Origin of the sequence: Ampullimonas aquatilis, assembly GCF_049675895.1 — a bacterium.
Classification (GTDB): domain Bacteria; phylum Pseudomonadota; class Gammaproteobacteria; order Burkholderiales; family Burkholderiaceae_D; genus Ampullimonas; species Ampullimonas aquatilis.
Window position 1 is genome coordinate 1024246 of record NZ_CP183834.1, and the last position, 22929, is coordinate 1047174.

Here is a 22929-nt window from a genome sequence, read left to right on the forward strand (position 1 = left end):
ATATTTCTTTCCTCGCTTTGTCATGTAGCTGTCTTGGTTCTGCAATAATCTGTTGATAGCAGCTAGCCAGTATTCACTGATTCTATTTCATGACACGAAAATTCAAAAATTTGGCCGCAGTCGACCTTGGTTCAAATAGTTTTAGGCTTATTGTTGGTCGGGTCGAGGAAACGCCAACGGGTTCCCCACAAATATATCCTACCGATGCGTTGAGAGAGCCAGTCAGGCTGGCTGCGGGTTTGACCCATGACAAGTTTTTGGATAATGCCTCGCAACAGCGTGCTTTAGACACTTTGCGACGTTTTGGAGAGCTGATTAGAGACTATCCACCTGAAAATGTGCGTGCGGTTGCTACCAATACTTTACGTGTCGCCAAGAATTCCCAAGAATTCTTGGCTTTGGCTGATGCCGCTTTGGGCTTTCCGATTGAAGTCATTGCGGGTCGTGAAGAGGCTCGCCTGATTTATGCGGGTGCCTCTCGTTCAGTACCTTCTATTTCAGGCAAGCGTTTGGTGGTCGATATTGGTGGCGGCTCAACCGAGTTTGTAATTGGCAAAGACTATGATCCGATATTAATGGAGAGTCTTTATATTGGGTGTGTTGGTCATAGTCGCCAGTATTTTCCCAATAATAATGTCGATGATTACACGATGAAGCAGGCTGAATTGGCGGCGCGTCGTGAAATTCAGAGTATTGCCGCCGAATACAAAGGGGTTGGTTGGGATCAATCCATTGGGTCTTCTGGTACAGCCCGGGCTTTAGCTGAAATTCTTGAACTCAATGGACTTAATGACAAGACTGTTGAACATGGTATTACCCGGGAAGGGCTTGATAAGCTTAAGCGCTTGCTGATCAAAGCGGAGAACGTCAATCGGCTTAAGCTGGAAGCGCTTAAACCAGATCGCGTCCCGGTTCTGGCGGGCGGTTTATCCATCATGCTTTCGGTTTTCAAAGAGCTGGATGTCCAACACATGGAAGTGACGGATGGTGCTTTAAGACTGGGTGTTCTTTACGATTTACTGGGTCGGGTAGAGCATCATGATATGCGTGACGTCACTGTCGAACAATTTACGCAGCGCTATAGTATCGAGCGAGCTCAGGCAGAGCGGATTGCCAAGGTGGCTTTGGCCTTGCATTCGCAATTTCCGGTCGCTGATGACGATGTTGCCGAAGATGAGTCGCAGGCATTGCGATGGGCAGCCCAGTTGCACGAGGTGGGACTGTCAATTTCGCATAACTCCTATCATAAACATTCTGCATATATTGTTTCCAATGCAGACATGCCAGGATTTTCCAAAAAAGAGCAATTACGTCTTGCCGCGTTGGTGCTGGGTCATACTGGCAAGCTTGGTAAGCTCACCAGTTTAGCCAGACAGGTGGATTGGCATCTGGTGCTGTGCTTGCGATTGGCCTGTTTGCTGTGTCGTCGTCGCAGTGATAACACTTTTGTTGGTTTGACCATTGCCGAGACCAGTAATGGCTGGGATATCGGTATTTCCAGGAAGTGGACGAAGGAGAACCCGTTAACCGAGTTCAGCCTGCGTCAGGAGTGTGTTGAGTGGGGAAAAGTGGAGAAGGTTTTGAACCTGTCTTATTTTTGACCAAAGAAATGGCGTTTGTAACGTGGATTCATATCTGACAGACGCATCAGCATTAAAAAGTCGGCCGTGTTGAAGTCGGGATCCCAAGCGGGTGCACCGCAAATCTTGGCACCAAGGCGAATATAACCCTTGACCAATGCAGGCGCTTCAACTTGCCGGGTGCAATCGAGTTCATCAACGGGTAATGAAAGTCTTGGTGCGGCATGATATTCGATCGGTGCCAGTGCTGTCTGAGCAAGCTGTTGATAAAGACTCGCAGCAAAGTGACCACCATCAGCCATAGAGACGCTGGCGCAGCCCAGCATGCACTCTAAACCATGCTTCTGCATATAGTGCGCCAAGCCTTGCCACAGTGCCATGATCACGGCACCGTTACGATAATCGGGATGAACACAGGAGCGACCCAGTTCCAGCATTTTGGGGCGCAAGTGGTGCAGACGTACCAGATCAAATTCAGAGTCCGAATACAGGCAGCCCATGCGTTTGGCTTCGGATGGCTGCATCACACGATAAGTACCAACAACTTGCAATGATGCGGCATCGCGAACTAGTAAATGATCGCAGTATGGATCGAAAATATCTTCGTCAATGCCAGGATGGCGAGTATGCAGATGGGCGCCCATCTCTTCGGCAAAGACGCTGTAGCGCAGTTTTTGCGCTTCGATTATTTCTTCTTCTGTCCGAGCCCAGGAAACACGAAGGTCCGGCGCTTTTCTGTCCGTTTGAGTTTGTTCCATATCCCGCCGAAGCAACCTCCGACGGTGATCAGGCAGGCCCTGGGAAACAGGAAAAGTTGGATTTGGCAGATCGCGCATAAAAGCTCCTTCACGAGTGGATTGAAGGCACTTTAAGCGTTGAAAATGACAATTCGGTTAAGGTATTGTGAAAATTTGGTGACTTGACGGCTGTAACGGCACAATGTCATGCAGCAGCCATAAAGTCAGTCTGTTTAGATAAGATCCGGGTTGATCACGGCACGCACAACGACCTGACTGGCTTCTTCGCGCATCCGATTGGCCAACCACCATACGGAACCCTTTTTGACACTCCAGGGGCATTCCTGACCACTCAATAACACGCTGATCAATTGCGATAACGCGGGGTTATGACCAACCAGCACCACCGTTTCTTTACCACCTGGCCAGCCGCATTGTTCGAGCAGTTCGGTCATGTCGGTGCCGGGTTGCAGGGCAGGGCAAATTTGGTGGGTTTTTTCCAGATCTTTGCGTAGTTTGAATAAAGCCGTCGCGGTTTGGCGGGTACGATTGGCCGGGGAAACTAAAACAATTGTCGTTTCGGGCAAGCGGCTGGCTAACCAGTTGGCCATTCTTTCAGCCTGTTTGTGACCGCGCTCAGTGAGCTGGCGGTGTAGATCGGTAGCGAGATGTAAACCATATTCACCAGCGCTTGGCTGGATTTCTTCTGCGTCGGCGTGGCGCCAGAGAATCAAATTCATACTACTCAATGATTAAGTCGAAAATCTATTCTAAGGGGCGCAGCATGACAAATGCATGACAAACGTACTCTGGCGAGATGATATTTGCTGTCGACTAAAATATACTCTGATATAGTATAAAAATACTACTATTAAATACGCACTTAATAAGACTATTTTTAAATATACTCCCTATTTCTATCAAAATTCCTGGGCTTATCGGTGTTGACTTAACAGCCACTGATAAAGATTTTTATTCCCCTCGACTTGTGTGTGGGGATCGTAGGCAATCGTCCAGGAAAGGTAATGATCAACAAACTGCCCGTTACCGCCCAACAAGGTAAGCCGAGCATCCGGACTTGCATTGGGGCTGCAAGGACGATCGGCACCATTGATCGGATTACCATTTAGCAGCCCAACAATACGCCTGGAATAATCAGGCGAGACGACATTATCATTCAGACCATGAAAGGCCCAGACGGGTAGTTGCTCATAGGCGATATTGCAGCCCAGTGTTTCCGGGCTGGTCAATCCTGCAATGGGTGCCAGCGCCGCAAGTTGGCGGGCCACGACCTGACCTGTGCTGGTCTTGGCCGAAGCCATGGTCCACGCCAGACCGCCGCCCATGCTCAGGCCAGTGACATAAATGCGGCTGGTATCGACTCGGTAACGGGACATCGCCCATTCCAGGATGCCAACACCTTCGGCATTGGTGGACCAATCCAGACTTTGTGGAGATACGACGATAAAGCATTGTTGCGCTCCGTTGACAGCAAAACACATGTCATGACCTTGATCAATCCACATGGGTGGACCAAAGTTTTTGACTGCATCAACATTGCCGCCACTTTGACTGGCCGCTTCACCGGAGCCGTGAAAGAAAATCAGTAAGGGATAAGTTTTGTTACTGCGGTTGTAATCGGCCGGTAGATATTCGAGGTACTGACGACTGGTGGAGCCAAAACGATAAGTTTTGGCGGTTTGTCGTTGTGCCGGATTACTTGGTAAATCAGGGCCACTGGCATTCACGACAGTCACTGGTATTACTGTAGAACTTGCGATGGGCTTGCTGGTAGTTGGCTGAACAGCATTGGCGTTGTTATTGGTGTTTTGAGCATTCGTATTGTTGTTGGCAACATTGCTCGTTGTCGGGAGCGTACTGATGTTACTGGCCGTCACCATATTATTCGTGGCAGCGGCTGTCGTGCTGGTAGTGGTACTTTGAGATGCGGTAGCAGGGCTTGTTACAGTATCCGTGACAGCAGAGCGGGTTGTGGGCGTTGTGGTGCTTGCTGTACTGCTTGTTGCAATATTCTGGCTAACCGCTGCGCCGACTGCGGTGCTCGTCGCATTGACTGGGCCGGTGCTATCACCACCGCCACCGCAAGCGCTGAGCGCACAAGGTACGACAATCATGAGCCGACGCGATGTCAGCACAATCCATTTCCAGTTTGGCATTGCTTGTTCCCGGGTGTTCGTTATTTGATTTATGGTAAAGCCATGCCCGTTTACATCGGGTAAGTAATCGTCAGAATTTGTTACCGGTGAGCAGTAATTCGTTTGAGATTACCCGCCCAAAAAATGTGACGAGTCTGTGACATATTTTACCTTATTGGCAAAACATTGAAATTACCCAAAAAGGTGCATGGTTTTTTGGGCTCAGGATAGAGAATAACCTGTGTCAGTCATAGCTAATTGAGCGTGATTGAAAACGGATCAATCTGCTGGCGAGTCCCAGTTCATTGCCAAGACTTCTTTCAATTTGGCTAAATTATCGGCACCGATTTTTTGGGCAATGGCTTCCTCAATTTTTTGAATTTGATCCGCACCGGACTTGTTTACTTTTTTACCTTCTTCGGTATAGCTGACCAGTTTGGAGGTGCGATTGGTCGGGTCTTCAGACAAAGCCAGGATGCCTAATTTAACCAGATCAGTGACGGTTTTATGAACGGCCTGACGAGAAATAGCCATACGTCGGGCCAGTTCTGAGATTGAAAAAGGTTTGCCCGCCATGGTTGCCAACAACTTGCTTTGTGCTGGAGTCAGATAGCGATAAGGGCTGTTTTGCATACCACTCATGATTTCTTTGGCAAACCACTCGGTTCGGTTCAATAGCAGTAGTTTTAGGTTGGACATGGATTTTTTTGTCAATTAAGGTTGACAACTAGAATGCCAAGTTTTAAGCTTCGTGTCAATCATGGTTGACATTAATGATGGTTGTATTAGTGTTTATGTTGATAGTTACGTAAAATTGCAAGGTTGCAGAATCTCATCAGGAGACATTATGAAGGTCTTGGTAGCAGTAAAGCGTGTGGTTGATTACAACGTCAAGGTGCGGGTTAAAAGTGATGGTTCCGGCATGGATATCGCCAACGTCAAAATGAGTATGAATCCCTTTGATGAAATTGCCGTCGAAGAAGCCGTGCGACTCAAAGAAGCCAATGTAGTCACAGAAATCGTCGCAGTTTCCTGCGGTGTGCCGCAGTGTCAGGAAACACTAAGAACTGCGATGGCGATTGGCGCAGACCGGGCCACACTGGTGGAAACCGATGTTGAGTTACAGCCTTTGGCGGTGGCAAAACTGCTTAAAGCGGTGGTGGATAAAGAACAACCACAATTGGTTATCCTGGGTAAGCAGGCCATTGATGATGATTGCAATCAGACTGGCCAGATGCTGGCGGCCCTGCTGGATTGGCCACAGGCCACCTTTGCATCCAAGGTGGTGATTGCGGATGGTAAAGCCCAGGTAACCCGTGAAATCGATGGCGGTCTGGAGACCATATCGCTGAATTTGCCAGCCATTGTCACGACCGATTTGCGTCTTAACGAGCCACGCTACGTGACTTTGCCCAATATCATGAAGGCCAAGAAAAAACCACTGGAAACCATCAAGCCAGCCGATCTTGGTGTGGATGTCAGCCCGCGTCTTAAAACACTTAAAGTGGCTGAGCCTGCTAAACGTTCTGCCGGAATCATCGTGCCCGATGTAGCGACACTGGTTGCCAAACTGAAAAACGAAGCCAAGGTTATCTAGGCCAATTCAAGCATATTGAAGGAATTAACATGACTGCTCTTGTCATTGCAGAACACGATCATCAACACATCAAGCCGAGCACGCTCAATACTGTTACCGCTGCCCTACAAGCCGGTCAGGAAGTTCATGTCTTGGTAATGGGTACTAACAGCGTTACCGCAGCAAATCAGGCGGCGCAAATTGCTGGCGTGAGTAAAGTATTGCATGCCGATGCTCCCCAATTTGCCAATGGATTGGCTGAAAATTTAACTTTGCAGGTGTTGGCCGTTGCAGGCGATTATTCGCATATTTTTGCGCCAGCCACTGCATACGGAAAAAACATTTTGCCCCGAGTGGCGGCCAAACTGGATGTTGCCCAGATTTCTGAAATATCCAAAGTGGTTGCTACTGATACTTTTGAGCGACCAATCTATGCGGGCAACGCGGTGGCGACAGTACAATCAACGGATGCCATTAAAGTGGTAACCGTTCGGACTACCGCTTTTGATGCAGCAGGCAACCAGCCCGCGGTAAGTATAGAAGCCTTGTCGGCTGTGGGTGATAGTGGCAAAAGTGCGTTTATTGGGCAAGAAGTAACCCAATCAGCTCGACCTGAGTTGACCGCGGCCAAAGTGATTGTTTCGGGTGGACGGGGTATGGGGTCGGCAGAAAACTTCAAGATTCTTGAACCATTGGCCGATAAACTGGGTGCAGCAATGGGCGCATCACGGGCTGCGGTGGATGCCGGTTTTGTCCCCAATGATTGGCAGGTTGGTCAGACGGGTAAAATTGTCGCACCGCAGTTGTACATCGCGGTGGGTATTTCTGGCGCAATTCAACACTTGGCCGGGATGAAGGATTCCAAGGTTATTGTGGCTATCAACAAAGACGCTGAAGCCCCGATCTTTTCTGTGGCCGATTATGGTCTGGTTGCCGATTTGTTTCAGGCAGTGCCAGAACTAGTTCAGGCATTGGACTGATTAAGCTGTTCCATGACCAGAAAATGGCGCTTTTGAGCGCCATTTTTTATATTGAAGGCTTCGGGAATGACCTGGCTTTCATAATAGGTTTGGATGGTGATTGCCAGTCCAGCCAGTAATAAACCCATACCAATCATTAGCGTGCTCACCAAGATCAGCACGACTGGCCAGCCAGATTGACTTTTCTTCTGACTATGTTGATTGAACTGCGCATCCCATTTCTCATCCGGGGTCAATCCATAGATTAATGCAGTAATGCATCCTATCAAGGGAGCACAAGCACCCGGTATCACCAAAATCCAGCCCAGCAGGGATTGTCGATGGCTTTCAACCAATAAAAATGCGCCAAAGCACCCCATGAATGCCAACAGCAATAAGAGCCAGGCAAGCCAATCTTTTGATTTATAGAGGTAAAAACGATGCAGGCCGAAACTGCCTGTCAATGCAGATAAAAGTGTTGCTAACGTTTTGGAGTAAAACATGAACTATTAGTAAAAATTTTTTCTTAGGTTTGTTTAAAATTGGCACCGACTGATCCGTTAATCTGAAACAACTCGTTTTTGTTGCTTAATCAATCAGTCATGGTGGTTTGATATTGCAATATGTTGATATATGTAAACTAGTATTAACTCCTTGAAAAACGTGATATAGCAAACATCTTCTTCATGAGGTCAAGAATACAATTATCTTGTTATAACAGGGCTGAAGCCACAATTCGGTTATACCTTAGTCCAAGCATAAAATAATGACGCTACAAATTTCTAAAGAGACTGTGTTTATCCAGATCCAGAATGATCTGCAGGTAGCATTGCGTTCTTTTTTTGAGGGTGTGGCACTACGTTTGGTCAAGCATATCAATGCCAATCGGGATAAATGGGTTGATGATGTCCGTTCGCGTTCATTGCTTGAGGGCGTGGTCAAGGTTGCGCAGACTGGTGAGTTAATGTGGCCACAACAATGGCTGGATGCGCTTAACGAAGCAGTGGATGGTTTTGTGTCTGCGAAACAGGATGCGAAAAAAAACGATTCATTCCTGAATACCTTGCAATTGGTATCGGTTGAAGAAATGGAACTGCAGCTGGCGATTTCCAAAGCTGCTAAAGCCCCAACAGAAAAAGCCAATAAGTCACTCAACGAATTAATTGGAAGATTAGCTGTTTTATGGGGGGATCATGACGATCCCAATAACCCTTTGCCATATCGTCCCGATCGTCTGATTACTATTTTGATGAAGCCATTTTCTGAGCTTGATCCCGATATGGCAGCACAGGCATTGAAATTACTCAATCTTGAAGTGTTAGGTGATTTTTCAGATCTGTACGGCCAGCTTAATCAGGCGCTTGATGCTGCTGGTGTCACTCTAGCGCCTTCTTCAGTCCTGCCACGACCACAACGCGCCGAAAAAGCTGCCGGTAATTCGGTGTTTGGTGAGCAGGCTACTGAGTAGGGTAGGGCGCATTCAAATTTTATCAATCAAGCCAATGGACAGGCCCAAACAAATTTCACTAATACCGCTGAGGCGACATTATTTGATAAGCTCGAACGCTTTCTAAACAGTCAGCCAGCCTCGGTCAATCAGGCATACCCAATGCAATCGGCAATGATGCAGCCCATGCCGATCAGCCCCGAATTTTTACAATGGATGGCGCAGTTGCAAAGTGCGCAATCTGCACAGGTCAGACAACCCCTCGTTAGTGCTAATGCCATTCCGGTAGATCCGGTTTATTGGCAGTTACTGACTGAGTTGCAAAAGTCGCCACCCTTGCATTTGCCTGGCGCGATACAAACACCACAAGGGATTGCGCCATCAGCGGATACGCTGACGGCTTTATTGGCGCACTTGCCAGTTTTGCCACCAGCCGAGCGGCGAGTAACTGAGCTGGTACAGAATATTTTTGGCTCGGTCACGAATAACCCGGATTTACCTGAAAACGTGAAAGAGCTGGTTGAACACTTGCGTTTGCCAGTACTGCGTTCGGCGTTGCTGGATAAAAGTTTTTTTGTTCAGGAAGATAATTCAACCCGCCAGTTTTTGAGTGCTATCGTCAAGCTGGCTGAAAATCTACCAAGCAAAATTGCTCAGGACGATCCCTTATTGGTCAAGGCAAGTGATCTGGTTAGCCGGGTCAATCAGAATTTTGAGCAGGATCCGAATATCTTTCATCAACTGCTCTCCGATTTGAACCAGTATCAAGAGCAGGAAGCTGATCAACGAGTGTCACAGCTGGATCAGATTGTTCAGTCAGAACTGCACGAAGAACAGACAGAGTTTTCACTGGATAATGCACGCTCTTACCTGGATGGGCAATTGCAATCCATTCCTGTGCCCGATTTTTTGCGGACTTTCCTCTATGATGTCTGGGCTGGTTTTCTGGCTAAGGTCGAGCATGATGATGGCGCACAAAGCGAGCGTTTACAGGGTTTGCACAAACAAACCGAAGATCTCGTCTGGAGCATTACGCCCAAACAGGATGCCGAAGGACGTAAGGCTCTGTTAGAGCGCTCGCCACAAATTGTGAAGCAGCTTTCAGCAACAATGAAATCGTTTTCTGTCAGCAACGAAATTCGGGTCAGCTTTATCCGAGGTTTCAACGATTTCCTGATGGCCTTGCTCAAATCACGGATTGCTTTACAGCAAATTGAAACAGGGCGTAGTGCACCGGTCTTGAGAGTCAGACGAAACAAAATGATTGAGGATGAATTTACCGAACAGATCAAGTCATTGTCAGTGGGTATCTGGTTTATTTTTACCGACAAGGAGGGGGTGGAGAACGAGTTATTGTTGTCCTGGATTTCGCCGATGGGCACCAAATATCTCTTTTCCAACCGTCAGGGACACAATAGCTTTTCCATGTCTCCACAAGAACTAGCCAGTGAATTGCGCATGAGTCGAGCCCGTCAGAGCAATACGGCGAAGTTTTCTGAAAATATTATTGAGCAGGCCGTTGAGGCGGTTATCAGTTCGGTGAATTAATATACTGGATACGTGTATATTTATAGCGGCAATTAAATAGCACTCAAGAGGCAGTTTATTGCACATACACCCATTGAGAATGGAGTTTATTGTAATTGTTTGGGATGAATCGCCTGAGTGATGGTTTCTTTTGAAAATAGGCCACCCATGCCAAATCCCTGAATGCTATCGCAGCGAGCCGCCTTTAAAAACTCAAATTGTTCCAACGTTTCCACACCTTCAGCCAGGACCGTTCGGTTCAAGTTTTTACCAAGCATGATGATGGCGCGAGCAATTTGAGCGTCATCCTCGGTTTTGGTGCTGTTAACTACAAATGAACGATCAATCTTGATTTTTTTGGCCGGCATGCGTGACAGGACCGACAAGCTTGAAAATCCGGTACCAAAATCATCAATGGCCAGACTCAGGCCTGCACTGGCAAATTGATTACATAAAACAAGGGCGCGTTCGATGTCTTCAATCATACAGCTTTCGGTAATCTCAATTTCAATCAAGCTCATGGGAATACCGGCCCGTTTGATTCGTTGCACAATATTTTCAACAATATCATCGGCCTCAAGCTGTATGGCCGATAGGTTAATGGCAAATTTGATTGGACGGTGGCCAGCGGCCAACCAGTCTTTGATCGTTAGACAAACTGCATCCACAATCCAATAGCCAATTGGCACAATCAGACGAGTGTCTTCCGCAACCGGGATAAATTCGACAGGTGACATACCGCCTTTTTCACCTGCTTTGCCCATGCGCAAGAGCGCTTCAAAACCGCACAATTGTTTGGATAAGACGTCGTACTGAGGTTGATAGAGCAGGTAAAAACCATTGCTGATGAGTGCCTCGCGAAGTTGCGACTCAATTAATAAACGACGTCCTGCCGCTGCATTCATGGATTCTTCAAAACGCAAATAGCCATTCTTGCCATTGCGTTTGGCGTGGTACATGGCGGTATCGGCCGCCTTGATCAGCAGTTCTGGCTGTTGCCCATGCTCGGGATAAGTGGCAATGCCAATACTGACGGTAACTGTCAACTTGGTTCGATCGATGATCAGTGGTTCTGCAAGGGAATTGATGATGTCATGCGCCAGAATGTCTTGCTGAATCAAGCTCAGGCCAGGATGAGTCAGCACCACGAATTCATCGCCGCCATAGCGAAACACTTCTCCCAGGGTACCCGTAGCCACACAAAGCCGTTCTGCCAGGGAAATCAGGATTTTGTCACCGAATTGATGACCCAATGAATTGTTGACGCGATGAAAACTGTCCAGATCAACAAACATCGCCGCAAATGGTAGCGCAGGCTGATTTTTCAGTTCATCAATGGCAATATGGGTTTGCATGCGCACGCAAAGAGATTCCATCAAGGCTTGACGATTCGGTAAATCAGTCAAGCCATCTTTGCGAACCATTTCCTGCAGACGTTCTTCGTCTTCAATGCGCTCGGTAACAAATCGTACCATGCCTGCATAACCGCTAAATTCACCGGTTGGACTAAACTGCGGCGCGCCAGATACTTCCAGCCAGGCTGATTGGCCGTCTGGATAGGTATAAAAAAGGACGACTTCATTGAGGGGTTTACGCTCCATCAATCGTTTTTTGAAAGGTTGCCAGTTTTGGTTGCGGGTTTCGAGCGCTGCTACATTCCACCAGCAAAGTCCGGGCCGAAAGTCGGGTGGTACGTGCGAACCAGAGCAATGCGTTAAACGATAATTCGCATCCATGAGCCAGACAAAATCGCTGGTGGCGCGCAAAATACGATCCAAATCCTGCGCACCTAAAGGTTGAGCAGAGGAGGGTATAGATGGACGTATTGGTTGGTTGGACATATTTGCTGGTTCAATCGGGCACTCAAATTAGACCATAAAGCCCTAATTCTGATTGTGTAAATAATGGCAGGATCGTGGCCTATTTTATTGTTCTTTGGTTTCTGGGCGAGCTACTGAGATACCTCAATATGGTTTTTTGAGGCAGGATTCAGTCAATCAATCTCCTTTATACTCAATCAATATAAGTTTGGTTAGGAGCAATAGATGTCCAAGGCGATCCGTTTATTTGTGCATGGTGGACCAGAGGTCATGCAATATGTCGATGTTGAGGTGCGCGCTCCGGCTCCGGGCGAGGCGCTGGTTCGACATCATGCGTGTGGTTTGAATTACATCGACGTGTATTTTCGAACCGGCCTTTACCCACTGGATTTACCTGCGGGTCTTGGTATGGAGGCTGCCGGGGTGGTTGAGGCGGTTGGCGAGGGCGTTGATCATGTCAAACCCGGTGATCGGATCGTTTATGCTACCAAGCCTCCCGGTGCTTATGCAGAACAGCGTGTCATGCCGGCTGAATCGTTGATCCGCTTGCCGGATGACATTTCCTTTGAGCAGGGTGCAGCGATGATGTTGCAAGGGCTTACTGTGCAGTATTTGTTTCGTCGCACCTTTCGTTTGCAGGGTGGTGAAACGATTCTGTTTCATGCTGCGGCTGGTGGTGTGGGCCTGATTGCTTGTCAATGGGCACGTGCTTTGGGTGTCACCATGATTGGCACTGTCGGTTCAGAAGAAAAAGGCGAGCTGGCCAAACAGATGGGCTGTACCCATGTCATCAATTACAACACCGAGAGTTTTGTCGAGCGCGTCAGAGAAATTACCGGTGGACAAGGTGTCAGTGTTGTTTATGATTCGATCGGTAAGGACACTTTCTGGGGCTCGCTGGATTGTCTGGCACCACTGGGTATGTTGGTCAGTTTTGGGAATGCTTCGGGGCCTGCGCCGGCTTTCACCATGGGTGATCTGGCGCAACGTGGATCACTTTTTGTAACCCGTCCTTCGCTGTTTAATTACACGACCAAACGCAGTGATCTGGAAAACATGGCGGGCGAATTGTTTGGCATGGTGGAGTCGGGCAAGGTTGCCATAGAAATCAAACAGCGATTCGCACTCAAGGATGTGGCACAAGCCCATATCGCCCTGGAAAATCGTAAAACCATTGGATCGACCATACTGATTCCTTAAACCTGTACAATTCAGCCCGTTTGGTGCTCGTGCTTTTATTAAAGTACAGTTAAACGGGAATCAGCCGGATTTTATCGATCCGTCAACTGAGCTGCCCCCGCAACGGTAAGCAGGCACGTTCATCTCGTCGTTCAAGAGATCGCAGATGCGCTTTCTGATGATATGAATGCAAGCCAGTTCTCATATCCACTGTTCATACTGGTTTATCGCTGGATGAATGGGAAGGATGAATTGGTCAACCTGTCAGCCCGGATACCGGCCAGACAAAGCCTGAGGGTGCCGCGGGGATCCGGTTTCCATACCACTTCAAAAAAGTAACGGTTTGCATTCGTCAGTTTGAATGCGCAAGCCGGACTATGTGCGCTCCCTCTTTTTGTCAATATTTCCTGCGGGGTAGCAGGAAATCAGGGAGTGATTATGCAATCCGTTGTACCGTTTCAAACCATTTTATTAAGTCGTTTAGTGGCGTTTTCTTGTCTTGGCATGGCCGTGTTGGCTCAAGCGGAAGAGGCTGTCATGCAACCCGTTGTTGTGACGGCAAATCGCACCCCACAATCGTTAACGGATGCTTTGCCGCATACCACTGTCTTGCAGCAGCAGGATATTGTGGCATCACAAGCCAAAGATCTTGCAACATTGTTGTCTCAAGAGGCCGGCATACAAATTTCTCAGCCGGGTGGCATGGGGCAAGTTGGTGGTCTGTTTATGCGTGGTGCTGAAACACGTCAGACTCTGGTATTGATCGATGGCGTAAGGATCGATACCCAATCAACAGGTGGTACCGCTGTTAGCCAGATCATGCTCGATCAGATTGATCGTATTGAGGTGGTACGTGGCAATGTGTCCAGTCTTTATGGTTCGAGCGCCATGGGTGGTGTTATTCAAATTTTCACTAAGCAAGGCCAGCCAGGTCAACAAGTCAATTTAAATGCAGAGCTTGGTTCAATGCATACTCAAAAACTGGCTGGTGGTGTGGCTGGACAAAAGGGTGACACACGCTATGCCTTTAACCTGTCTGCTTTAAATACCAGTGGTATTTCCGTGAGTAATCCAGACATCATTAAAAATGATAATCCGGATAGAGATGGCTTTCATAATCGCAGTTTTCAAGGCATGCTGTCTCAGCAATGGGCTCATGGACAGGAACTGGGATTGAGGTTGTTTCGCACCGAAGGCAGAACTGGTTACGATAATGGCTTTACAGCATTTGTACCCAATACCGTTTCCCAGATTGCTTATTCGGTTTTGCAGCAAATCAGTCTGTTCAGTAAAAATCAGATTACCCAAGACTGGTCCAGTTTGCTGACGGTATCGCAATCAAGTGACGACTATTTGAGTGAACGTGACAGGGCTTTTGATTCTCGTTACAAGACACGCCATCAGGCTGTGCAATGGAATAACACTTTGAATTTTGGCCAGGATGCCAAACTGACGATGGGTGCCGAGCTTGATCGTCAGACGATTCATACAGAAACACTGTTTGATCCCAATATTGATCGTAGTCGCAATCTGTCCAGCTTATATGCTGGTTATGCCCAGACGTTGGGGCAACATCAAGTTCAGTTAAATGGCCGGATTGATCACACCAAAGACTTTGGAACAGCGGCCACTTATTTATTGGGCTATGGTTATCATTTCAATTCAAATATTAAACTTATTGCCAACGTGTCTTCTGCATTTACCGCACCGTTATTGGGGCAACTTTATGCGCCCAATTATGGTAATCGTGATTTGAGAGCCGAGAAGGGTAAAACCGTTGAACTGGGGTTTCAGTATGATCAGGCTGGGCAGATATTACGTGCCACAATCTTTAAAACCAGGGTACATGATCAAATTGATTATGATGCATCATTGGGCACCATGGCCCCTTGGGGTTCGCCTTATGGTTTGTATGTGAATACTGCCAAGGCATCCAATCAGGGACTGGAGCTGAGCTATTCTGCGATGGTAGCGGCAACCCGTATCAGAGCCAGTTTGACGATTCAGGATCCCAAGGATGATATCAAGCGCATTACGTTGCAACGACGCGCCAGAACCTTTGGTTCTTTTTCTGCATTACATCAAACCGGGCCTTGGTCATTTGGTGGCACACTTCAATACACCGGTGATAAACCTGATTTGAACTATGATGCATTTCCGATTGAGAATGTGACACTCAAGTCTTATGTATTGGCAACATTGACGACTTCTTATGCTTTAAGCAAAGATTGGTCCGTTTATGGTCGGATAGAAAATGCATTGCAGGAGCATTATGAAATGGCTTATGGTTATAACCAGCCAAGTCGAGGTGTGTTTGTGGGTGTTAGGTGGCAGATGACTGATAAATAAGTTATCGGTCTAAAAAAAGAAATGGCGTACTGAGTACGCTGTTTTCATTTGAGGCTACTATGAATTTTATTCAATATGTGATTGTGAACGAAGCTTTGCAATCAAGTCATTAACCTGCTTGCGCTTGTAGGAGTCGATCAGGCTTTCGCGAGACTCTGCATACGTTGGTAATAGATTGGGTTTGGTGGCTTCTACATAAAACAGTACATAGCCATTTGCTTCAGCAATCGGTTGGCTCAATTGTTTGTCATGCAGTGACTGAATGACTTTTGTCTGTTCGGTAGGAAATGCACCAGCAAGATTCCAGCCTAAATCGCCACCATTGATTCGACTAGGGATATCGGTTGAAGACTGTTTTATCAGATCATCAATCGCCCGGCCTTTTTCAAATTCAATCTTAATTTTTTCGGCTTCAGCTAAATCATCAACACGCAATTTACGTAAATGGAAAACCTTTGTGCCAACTTGCTGAACGGACGCTTCATATTGCTTTTGAATGAGCGGCTCATCAATTTGTATAGACTGAGAATACTTGTCCAGATAAGCCTTGGCTAAGCAATTGCGTTTGAGAATTTGCAAGCGCTGCTCGGCTGTAATAAGCCGTTGGTCTTGCTTGTTGACTTCGGATTTAAGTTCGCTTAATTTTGTATCTGATAAAACCTGTGAATCCAAACCTTCCTTGCTTGCTGTTTGGGCAAGAATGGTCAGATCAATTTGGTTAGCTTGTATGTATCGAACTTGATCCGGTATGGTAGCCTTGTCCCAGATTGGAAAGTTTTCTAGAACAAGACCAACTAATACCGAATAGGCCAGGGTTTCACCATTGATGACAATATCTTTGCCCTTAACAGTAATGGCAGCCTGCTGACGAGCGCTATGATTTTCTTCGGTCTCGTGATCATGGCCAGCATGAGCATAAACAACTGACTGACTGATAAGACCTAATGCGCTGACGAACACACAAAGCAGTTTTAACTTCATCGCTATCTCTAATTCAATTTGATGATCTTTGCTACTGATGGAATATTGTTAACATCTAGTGCAAACAACATGTAATAGCCGGGTGGCGCAATATTGCCATTCAATGGGCTTGACACAACATAATTGTTACCGTTTAGACCGGCCGTAAGCTCTACCAATCGTTGATCGGTATTCACAGAGTGAGTGACCGATGAAAGCCGAATCAGCGTAAATTTGGCAATACCAAAGCCACTCGTCGTGACATTGAATTTACTGGCATATGCGATAGTGGCTGGGGCACTCGTGATGACAGGGCGTGTTCCTTTGAAAAGGTAAGGTGGTGAAAATATTTCAGCATCAGGATGGTTTGTATTACAAGTACCGCATAAACCGCCACCACCAGCAAAGACCCGACCATCAGGTAATAACATTGCGACGGAATGATAGCCGCGGGTTGTGGCCATGGGTGCCATGTTTTTCCAGGATTTGGTGGCAGGGTTGAATAACTCGGGTGTGCGCCGTGGTTCTGTGTCGTCGTAGGGTTTGCCATTGCCACTGCCACCGATGATGAGTACGGTTCCGTCAGGTAAAACAACACCATTGGCGAAGGCGCGATTAAAGCGCATTTTGGGAATGGGAGTGACTTTAGTGCCGTTATTGATATCAATCAGATAGGCATTCGCATTGGAGATGGATTTAATCGCATCAGCCAGAGTCTGTTGTGTACATCCGGGTACGATCTCAATGCAGGTACCAGGACTGTCGTACCAGATATTGCCGCCTGCTTTCAGAATTTTGCCATTGCCATAATTGACAACAACGCCATTCTGGCTGACTTCATCACCACCGCGTTTGCCAGCAGTAGTGACTGTTGGCGCAGCATAATTATTTTTCCAATCTGTATCAAACCATTGCATATTGGGTGTAGGACCAGCGACAAACAGTTTGCCATTGGGTGCTACGACCAGTTTGGGATGTTCTTCTGCACGGTTGCTGTCGGTTTGTGGATTATCAGTATTATTTGGGTCAGTAATATATTTTTCTGCTGTCGTACCCTTAAGTAGTTCATCCATTTTCATGGTGGGTAAATCTGTCCAGCGTTGCCCATCAGACTTGTTGGCTTGCCAAACTTCGCCATGACCATTTCCTCCAGGCAGGCCTGTCGCTCTACGATAATGACTGCCACCCAAGGTAAAGACATTGCCATTGGGCAGTGTGACGGCGGTGTTATACCAGCGTCCCTGGAACATATCATCATCTTTTTTCCATGCAGTGCCGAGCGGTTTGGAGAAATCAAAGATGCTGGTTGTCTTCACGTTATAACCACCACCAGTCACATGCAGTCGTCCATCAGGTAAATAGGCCGTGCCTGGACAGAACATATCGTGTTGAGAAACAGTTTCATTCCAGTCTACGATCGTATTGGCGATGGGGTCATACACTGCGGTGTAAGTCGCGGCAGGTTTGCAGCCAGTGCAGCCGTCCTGTGTCCAGGCCAGTCTGTCCCATGAGGACCACGTCAACACTTTGCCGTCAGGCAAAACGGCGGCGGCGACAGGAATGGAAGGAAAGGCGATTTTTCCACTCCACTGACCAATTCGACTTGCTTCACCGCTGTTTTTTACTTCTCGCAGATGCCAGAATTGGCCATCCGAACCATCACAGATTGCCTGAATTGCCTTGCCATTTGTATCGGTCTGTAGACAAAACTGACTTAATTTATTAACGATCAGATATTTTTCACCAGTTCTTTCAAATAGATTGAAGTGCAAGCCATTATTGCGTGTGCCGTCATTTTTATAGGGTTGATTGTAGTATTCAATCCCAACAGGTTGCAGATACCATATCTGATTGAACTCTTGTGTTGAGTTATTGAATGTGTTTGCCAGACATTCAATTGCAGAAACGCGACTGCCATTACCGGTTGCCAACGCATCTAAACAGAAAGGCTCATAGTAGGCAGATTTAATCCAGTAACCATAATTCTCGGCGCCTTTATCTGCTGGCCGAGGTGTTAATTTCCACTCCTGAGCGATGCCATTATTGCAAGTTGCCTCAAAGATGGCATCATTGACAACATCAGTACTGCCTTCATCCAGACATTTATTGTTCTTACCCGAAATCAACCTAAAGGTCTTGTTGGATAGCGTTGCTGTTTCAATGCCAGCAGGACTATTGGTATTGACCGCATTGGAGGGGATGCCGATGGTTTCAAAGGTACTGAGTAATCGGGCATCATTGACGCTGAATAATTGATCTGGGCCGCCTGTGCAGGCGGCTAATGTCATATCCTGATACGGTGCACTGGTCACCAGACACTGGTCTGTGGTGCTTGTGTTTTTAATGGTGTAAGCGCCATTACCATTAGGAATCAAGGCCCAGATCTGACTGGTACGACCGACTTCACATTGATACTGAATGACCCGCGAATCTCTTGGCAATGGGGTAAAGAAAACCGGGTCCAATTCCGTATCAGCACACCTTCCACTGGCGCGCAGGATCAAATTGGCGTTGATCGTTGTGCCATTGGTGATTGAAATAGGTTTAACGTAAAAAAACTGGCCGCCATGATAATTCGTAGCATTTGCATCATCACAAATATTCATGGACTGAAGATGGCCGCGGTTGTCAGGATAGGTGGTGTCTCTACCTGCACAATTACCAGTCTGAACGGATTTGATCTGATAGTAACCGGGTCCATTGTAGGCAGCGTGAGTTGGCAGGCAAATCATGATAAATAGACAACTGACTACAAACTGGAAAAAACCGAGTTGAGCAATGCGTGACATAGCAGTTCAATTCAAAATAAAAACAATGTAATTCCCTGTCTCGAAAGTCAGGGGATGTCGAATTCTTTTACAAAAGTGCAGCCTAGACAACATAATACGTTACCCAAGCAAGATGAAGACCCAGATTTACTGAAATTCTTTCTACTTTGGATGTAATTCGTAAAAACACCAAATAGTCGTCTATTATCCAAGATAGTTCCCTGCCTGGAATATTTCGCAACAAACTGTCATGTGAATTGTTAATAATTTCGTCCAATTCTTGCCAAGATAACGTATTGAAAGACTATAAATTTGATTAAGCGCAGGTGCTGTGCATTTATGCGGATGTGATAGGTGGAAGTTTGTTTACTATGCCATCAGTTGATTTTTATCAAGAAAATTTCGAATGAGTGAATATTCAGTAGTCAGTTTTGATGTTTGGGATACCTTGCTGCGCCGTCATTGCCATCCAGATGCGATCAAGGCACGTGTTGCACAGATTTTCCTCTTATCCTATCGTCAGTTTATTCTGCCGCAGTTTCAGGATGTCTTTCAGTTATTGAAGGCGCGCCAGCAAGTTGAGCATGACATTGGGGTCCAGTCTAAAAATGCGGGGCACGATTTTGAATATGCTATTGCTGAGGTTTTGCAGGGCTGGATACAGAAGGTTTGTATTGAAGAGCCTGCAAATTTGCCGGAATTGGTTGAGGCATTCATTCGTGTAGAAATTGAACAAGAACGGGCAATGATTTATGCTGATCCGCATATTGAAAAAATTCTGGAGCAGCATAGCGCTGCGAAGAAGATTTTCATTTCTGATTTTTATCTTTCCGCAGATCATTTGCATGGGTTGCTTGAGCAAGTCGGTTTGCGGCATTATTTTGATCATGGCTATTCTTCCAGCGATCATCGTTTGAGTAAAGCATCGGGACGATTATTTGATCATGTTGTGGCTAACACCCAGCTAGATAAACAATCACTAAAGCATTATGGTGATAATCCACACGCCGATGTCAAGATGCCAACCAAAGTGGGTATTGCCAATGAGCGTTTTTTGCCGGAGTCAGAGCATCAGGCACGACTGACCAGAGAGCAAATATTCACGTCTCGAAATCTGGCCATTCAACAATTGCGGTCGGTTGGTTTGCAAGCGCTTGAGTCACATTCTGGGCCGGATGAGATCAAGCGACTGGTTGCGGAAACGGGTTTGCTCTTTATTGGCTTTGCACTTTATATTCAGCAGCAGATCGTGGAGCAGGGACAAGAGGCGGTCTTTTTCTTTACCCGTGAAGGTGAGTTTTTCAGACAAATCTACGAAGTCTTGCGTCAACACGATGTGCTTGGTGCGCCAGTCCCGCCTGCTGGTTTATTGGAGGTCAGCCGGGTGGCGACATTTGGTCCTTCATTACGTGAAATTTCAACGCATGAATTGATGCGCTTATGGAGCCAATATTCATCACAGAATATGGCTAGCTTATTCAAATCGCTCAATGTGATGGCGGCTGATTATCAGATCTATTTGGATAAACATCAGGTGCCGCTGGATGAAGTGATGCATCACCCCTGGAAGGATCAGCGTGTTCAGGCACTCTTTGCTGATATGCATTTCACCGCTGTGCTTGGTGCCCAATTGCAGTCCGATCAGACCATGTTGCGTAATTATTTAATTGAGCGTGGCCTGACTGATGATCTCAAAAAAGTGGCGATTGTGGATATCGGCTGGCGCGGCACGATCCAGGACAATATTTCCTATCTTTATCCGCAGACTGAATTGACTGGCTATTACCTTGGCTTGCATGAAATGATCAATGTGCAGCCTGGCAATGTCAAAAAACAGGCATTTGGTCCCGACCTTAATAAGAATCAAGCAACTCAATATAGTGAAGTGATGCACTTTGCCGCACCGTTGGAAATGCTGACCAATTCACCGAATGGCAGTACCACGGGATACCATGAAATCAACGGCAAGATGATGGCGATTCGTTTGGTGGATGATGATGAAAATCAGAGCTACGAAGCCTTTACCCGTCATTATCAGGAAATGCTGTTGGCGGCGACCCCTGCCATGGCTGAAGTCATCAAACGCAATGTGATTCAGTTATCCGAGATTCAGCCTGTGGCCTGGTCAATCTGGTACAACATTGTGACCAATCCACCCAAGATCATGGCAGATGCTTTCTTCAAATTGAACCACAATGAAACCTTTGGCATGGGTGAGTTTGTCAGCAAAGATCTGTCGCTACATCCACTCTGGTTTATCAAGATCTTTGTAAACGGTAGTTATCGTCATCAATTCAAACAGTTTCTGACTCAGATCAGCTGGATTTATGGTTATGCCAAGCTTTATAACAAACCTGGACTGGTCATGCTGCGACGTTGTTATCAAGGGCTGGCCGATCTTAAGCAGTTCATCAAACCTAATAAGCCTGCCTGAATGAGCCTGTCCGATCGAGTGAATAATTAAAGTAGCTTGCCTGGATTCATTATGTTCATTGGGTCCAGCGCCTGCTTGATTGAGTGCATCAGTGTCAAGGCTACCTTGTCTTTATAGTGAGTGATGGTTTCGCGCTTGAGCTGACCCAGCCCATGTTCAGCCGACAGGCTACCACCATGGGCGTACACCTGTTCATAAACCAGCTGATTGATTGTGGGTTCTAGCGTCAAAAATTCTTTGGCAGATTGTCCTGCAGGTGCGGCGACGTTGTAATGCAGATTGCCATCACCCAGATGGCCAAAGGTCACCAGTCGGATACCGGGATAGGCATGGAGCAATATGCTATCCATCTTTTCGACAAAGCTGGCAATCTGTGAAATGGGCACGGCAATATCATGTTTGATATTTAAACCATCTTGTGCCTGAGCCAGCGGAATGGATTCGCGCAAGTGCCAGAGTGCTTTGGATTGTGCGATTGATTCGGCCACAATCGCATCTTCAATCAGCCCCTGTTGCAGCGCTGTGTGCAGCAGTGTTTCAAAGCGACTGCGCGCATGCTCGGCACTTTCATTATCTGAAATTTCTAGCAGCACATACTGGGCATGATGGTGTGAGAAGGGCTGTTTTTGTGGCAGCAGATATTGCTCGACCAATTGCAGGCAAACATCCGACATGACCTCAAAGCCAGTCAGAGTGGCACCACAAATTTGTTGTGCCAGATTCAGTAAGGCCATGGCCTGATTGAGACTGCCCAATGCAGCGAGTGCCGTCATTTGCGCATGGGGTTGAGGGTAGAGCTTCAGTGTTGCAGCTGTGATGATGCCCAATGTACCTTCAGCACCGATGAGTAAATCACGCAAATCATAGCCGGTATTGTCCTTGCGCAATCCTTGTAATCCATTCCATAGCTCACCTTGCGCGGTCACGACTTCCAGGCCAAGACATAACTCGCGCGCATTGCCATAACGCAAAACGGCGGTGCCACCGGCGTTGGTGGAAAGGTTGCCCCCAATGGTGCAACTGCCTTCTGCTGCCAGACTCAAGGGAAACAGCCGATCAACACCAGCGGCGGCTTCTTGAACATGTTGCAAGATGCAGCCAGCTTCTGCCGTGATGGTGTTGTTGATAGGATCAATTTCGCGAACCTGATTCATGCGTTTTAATGACAGCACGATCTGTCGACCTTGCGCAAGCGGGGTTGCGCCACCGCACAGACTGGTATTGCCACCTTGCGGCACGATGCTGACCTGCGCTGTCCGGCACAGTTGCACAATCGCCATCACTTCTACCACGCTGGCTGGCAATACCACTGCCAAAGCATGGCCCTGATAACGTTTGCGCCAGTCAATGCAATATGGCTGTGTTGCGTCGGCATCCGTTAAAACATGCTGGCTACCCAACAGATTGTTCAGTTGTGGCAGTAGTTGATTGAGCATG

At 47.1% G+C, this 22929-nt stretch carries 15 protein-coding genes, 1 pseudogene and 1 riboswitch; of the genes and pseudogenes, 7 read left to right on the plus strand and 9 right to left on the minus strand.

The window, feature by feature from the left end:
- Window positions 1-89: 89 nt before the first annotated feature.
- A complete protein-coding gene (ppx, locus tag ACMYR3_RS04755; RefSeq protein WP_424195018.1) occupies window positions 90-1601 on the plus strand; it encodes an exopolyphosphatase in 1512 nt (503 codons plus the stop codon).
- Here the strand turns inward: ppx and ACMYR3_RS04760 are convergent.
- The 4 genes from ACMYR3_RS04760 to ACMYR3_RS04775 form a co-directional block, all read right to left on the minus strand.
- Window positions 1592-2416 carry a GNAT family N-acyltransferase gene (locus ACMYR3_RS04760; protein ID WP_424195020.1) on the minus strand — a complete coding sequence of 275 codons (825 nt, stop codon included), beginning with the start codon at window positions 2414-2416 and terminating at the stop codon, window positions 1592-1594. The two genes, ppx and ACMYR3_RS04760, sit on opposite strands and share 10 nt — an antisense overlap.
- Window positions 2417-2550: 134 nt before the next feature.
- Window positions 2551-3057 carry a SixA phosphatase family protein gene (locus ACMYR3_RS04765; RefSeq protein ID WP_424195021.1) on the minus strand — a complete coding sequence of 169 codons (507 nt, stop codon included), beginning with the start codon at window positions 3055-3057 and terminating at the stop codon, window positions 2551-2553.
- Between the two features lie 195 nt (window positions 3058-3252).
- Window positions 3253-4494 carry a hypothetical protein gene (locus tag ACMYR3_RS04770; protein ID WP_424195023.1) on the minus strand — a complete coding sequence of 414 codons (1242 nt, stop codon included), beginning with the start codon at window positions 4492-4494 and terminating at the stop codon, window positions 3253-3255.
- A 258-nt stretch (window positions 4495-4752) separates the two neighbouring features.
- Window positions 4753-5172, minus strand: coding sequence for a MarR family winged helix-turn-helix transcriptional regulator (locus tag ACMYR3_RS04775; RefSeq protein WP_424195025.1), 420 nt, complete (start codon window positions 5170-5172; stop codon window positions 4753-4755).
- Between the two features lie 148 nt (window positions 5173-5320).
- Between ACMYR3_RS04775 and ACMYR3_RS04780 the strand changes: the two genes are divergently transcribed.
- Window positions 5321-6070: an electron transfer flavoprotein subunit beta/FixA family protein gene (locus ACMYR3_RS04780; RefSeq protein ID WP_424195027.1), complete on the plus strand. Its 750-nt coding sequence runs from the start codon at window positions 5321-5323 to the stop codon at window positions 6068-6070.
- Between the two features lie 29 nt (window positions 6071-6099).
- Entirely contained in the window at window positions 6100-7029 is a 930-nt protein-coding gene (locus ACMYR3_RS04785) for an electron transfer flavoprotein subunit alpha/FixB family protein (protein ID WP_424195029.1), read from the plus strand.
- Here the strand turns inward: ACMYR3_RS04785 and ACMYR3_RS04790 are convergent.
- Complete coding sequence (locus ACMYR3_RS04790; protein WP_424195031.1) at window positions 7014-7511, minus strand: NINE protein; 498 nt, start codon at window positions 7509-7511, stop codon at window positions 7014-7016. The genes ACMYR3_RS04785 and ACMYR3_RS04790 overlap by 16 nt on opposite strands.
- A gap of 263 nt (window positions 7512-7774) precedes the next feature.
- Between ACMYR3_RS04790 and ACMYR3_RS04795 the strand changes: the two are divergent.
- Window positions 7775-10003 (plus strand): annotated as a pseudogene (locus ACMYR3_RS04795) (DUF1631 family protein).
- Window positions 10004-10089: 86 nt separating this feature from the next.
- Here the strand turns inward: ACMYR3_RS04795 and ACMYR3_RS04800 are convergent.
- On the minus strand, window positions 10090-11823 hold the full coding sequence (locus tag ACMYR3_RS04800; RefSeq protein WP_424195032.1) for an EAL domain-containing protein: 1734 nt from the start codon (window positions 11821-11823) through the stop codon (window positions 10090-10092).
- Window positions 11824-12027: 204 nt separating this feature from the next.
- On the opposite strand from ACMYR3_RS04800, the gene ACMYR3_RS04805 reads away from it, so the two are divergent.
- Both ACMYR3_RS04805 and ACMYR3_RS04810 read left to right on the plus strand, forming a co-directional pair.
- The gene (locus ACMYR3_RS04805) at window positions 12028-13002 is read left to right on the plus strand and encodes a quinone oxidoreductase family protein (RefSeq protein ID WP_424195035.1); all 975 of its coding nucleotides are present in this window, start codon (window positions 12028-12030) and stop codon (window positions 13000-13002) included.
- A gap of 5 nt (window positions 13003-13007) precedes the next feature.
- A riboswitch (cobalamin riboswitch) is annotated at window positions 13008-13280 on the plus strand.
- Window positions 13281-13419: 139 nt separating this feature from the next.
- Window positions 13420-15330, plus strand: a complete 1911-nt coding sequence (locus ACMYR3_RS04810; RefSeq protein WP_424195037.1) for a TonB-dependent receptor domain-containing protein — start codon at window positions 13420-13422, stop codon at window positions 15328-15330.
- A gap of 66 nt (window positions 15331-15396) precedes the next feature.
- On the opposite strand, the gene ACMYR3_RS04815 is transcribed toward ACMYR3_RS04810, so the two are convergent.
- Window positions 15397-16311 carry a peptidylprolyl isomerase gene (locus tag ACMYR3_RS04815; protein WP_424195039.1) on the minus strand — a complete coding sequence of 305 codons (915 nt, stop codon included), beginning with the start codon at window positions 16309-16311 and terminating at the stop codon, window positions 15397-15399.
- Window positions 16312-16319: 8 nt separating this feature from the next.
- Window positions 16320-19079, minus strand: a complete 2760-nt coding sequence (locus tag ACMYR3_RS04820; RefSeq protein ID WP_424195041.1) for a galactose oxidase-like domain-containing protein — start codon at window positions 19077-19079, stop codon at window positions 16320-16322.
- Window positions 19080-19464: 385 nt separating this feature from the next.
- Between ACMYR3_RS04820 and ACMYR3_RS04825 the strand changes: the two genes are divergently transcribed.
- Complete coding sequence (locus tag ACMYR3_RS04825; protein ID WP_424195043.1) at window positions 19465-21492, plus strand: HAD family hydrolase; 2028 nt, start codon at window positions 19465-19467, stop codon at window positions 21490-21492.
- A 26-nt stretch (window positions 21493-21518) separates the two neighbouring features.
- Here the strand turns inward: ACMYR3_RS04825 and ACMYR3_RS04830 are convergent, their stop codons facing one another.
- Complete coding sequence (locus tag ACMYR3_RS04830; protein ID WP_424195045.1) at window positions 21519-22928, minus strand: FAD-binding oxidoreductase; 1410 nt, start codon at window positions 22926-22928, stop codon at window positions 21519-21521.
- Window position 22929: the final 1 nt, after the last annotated feature.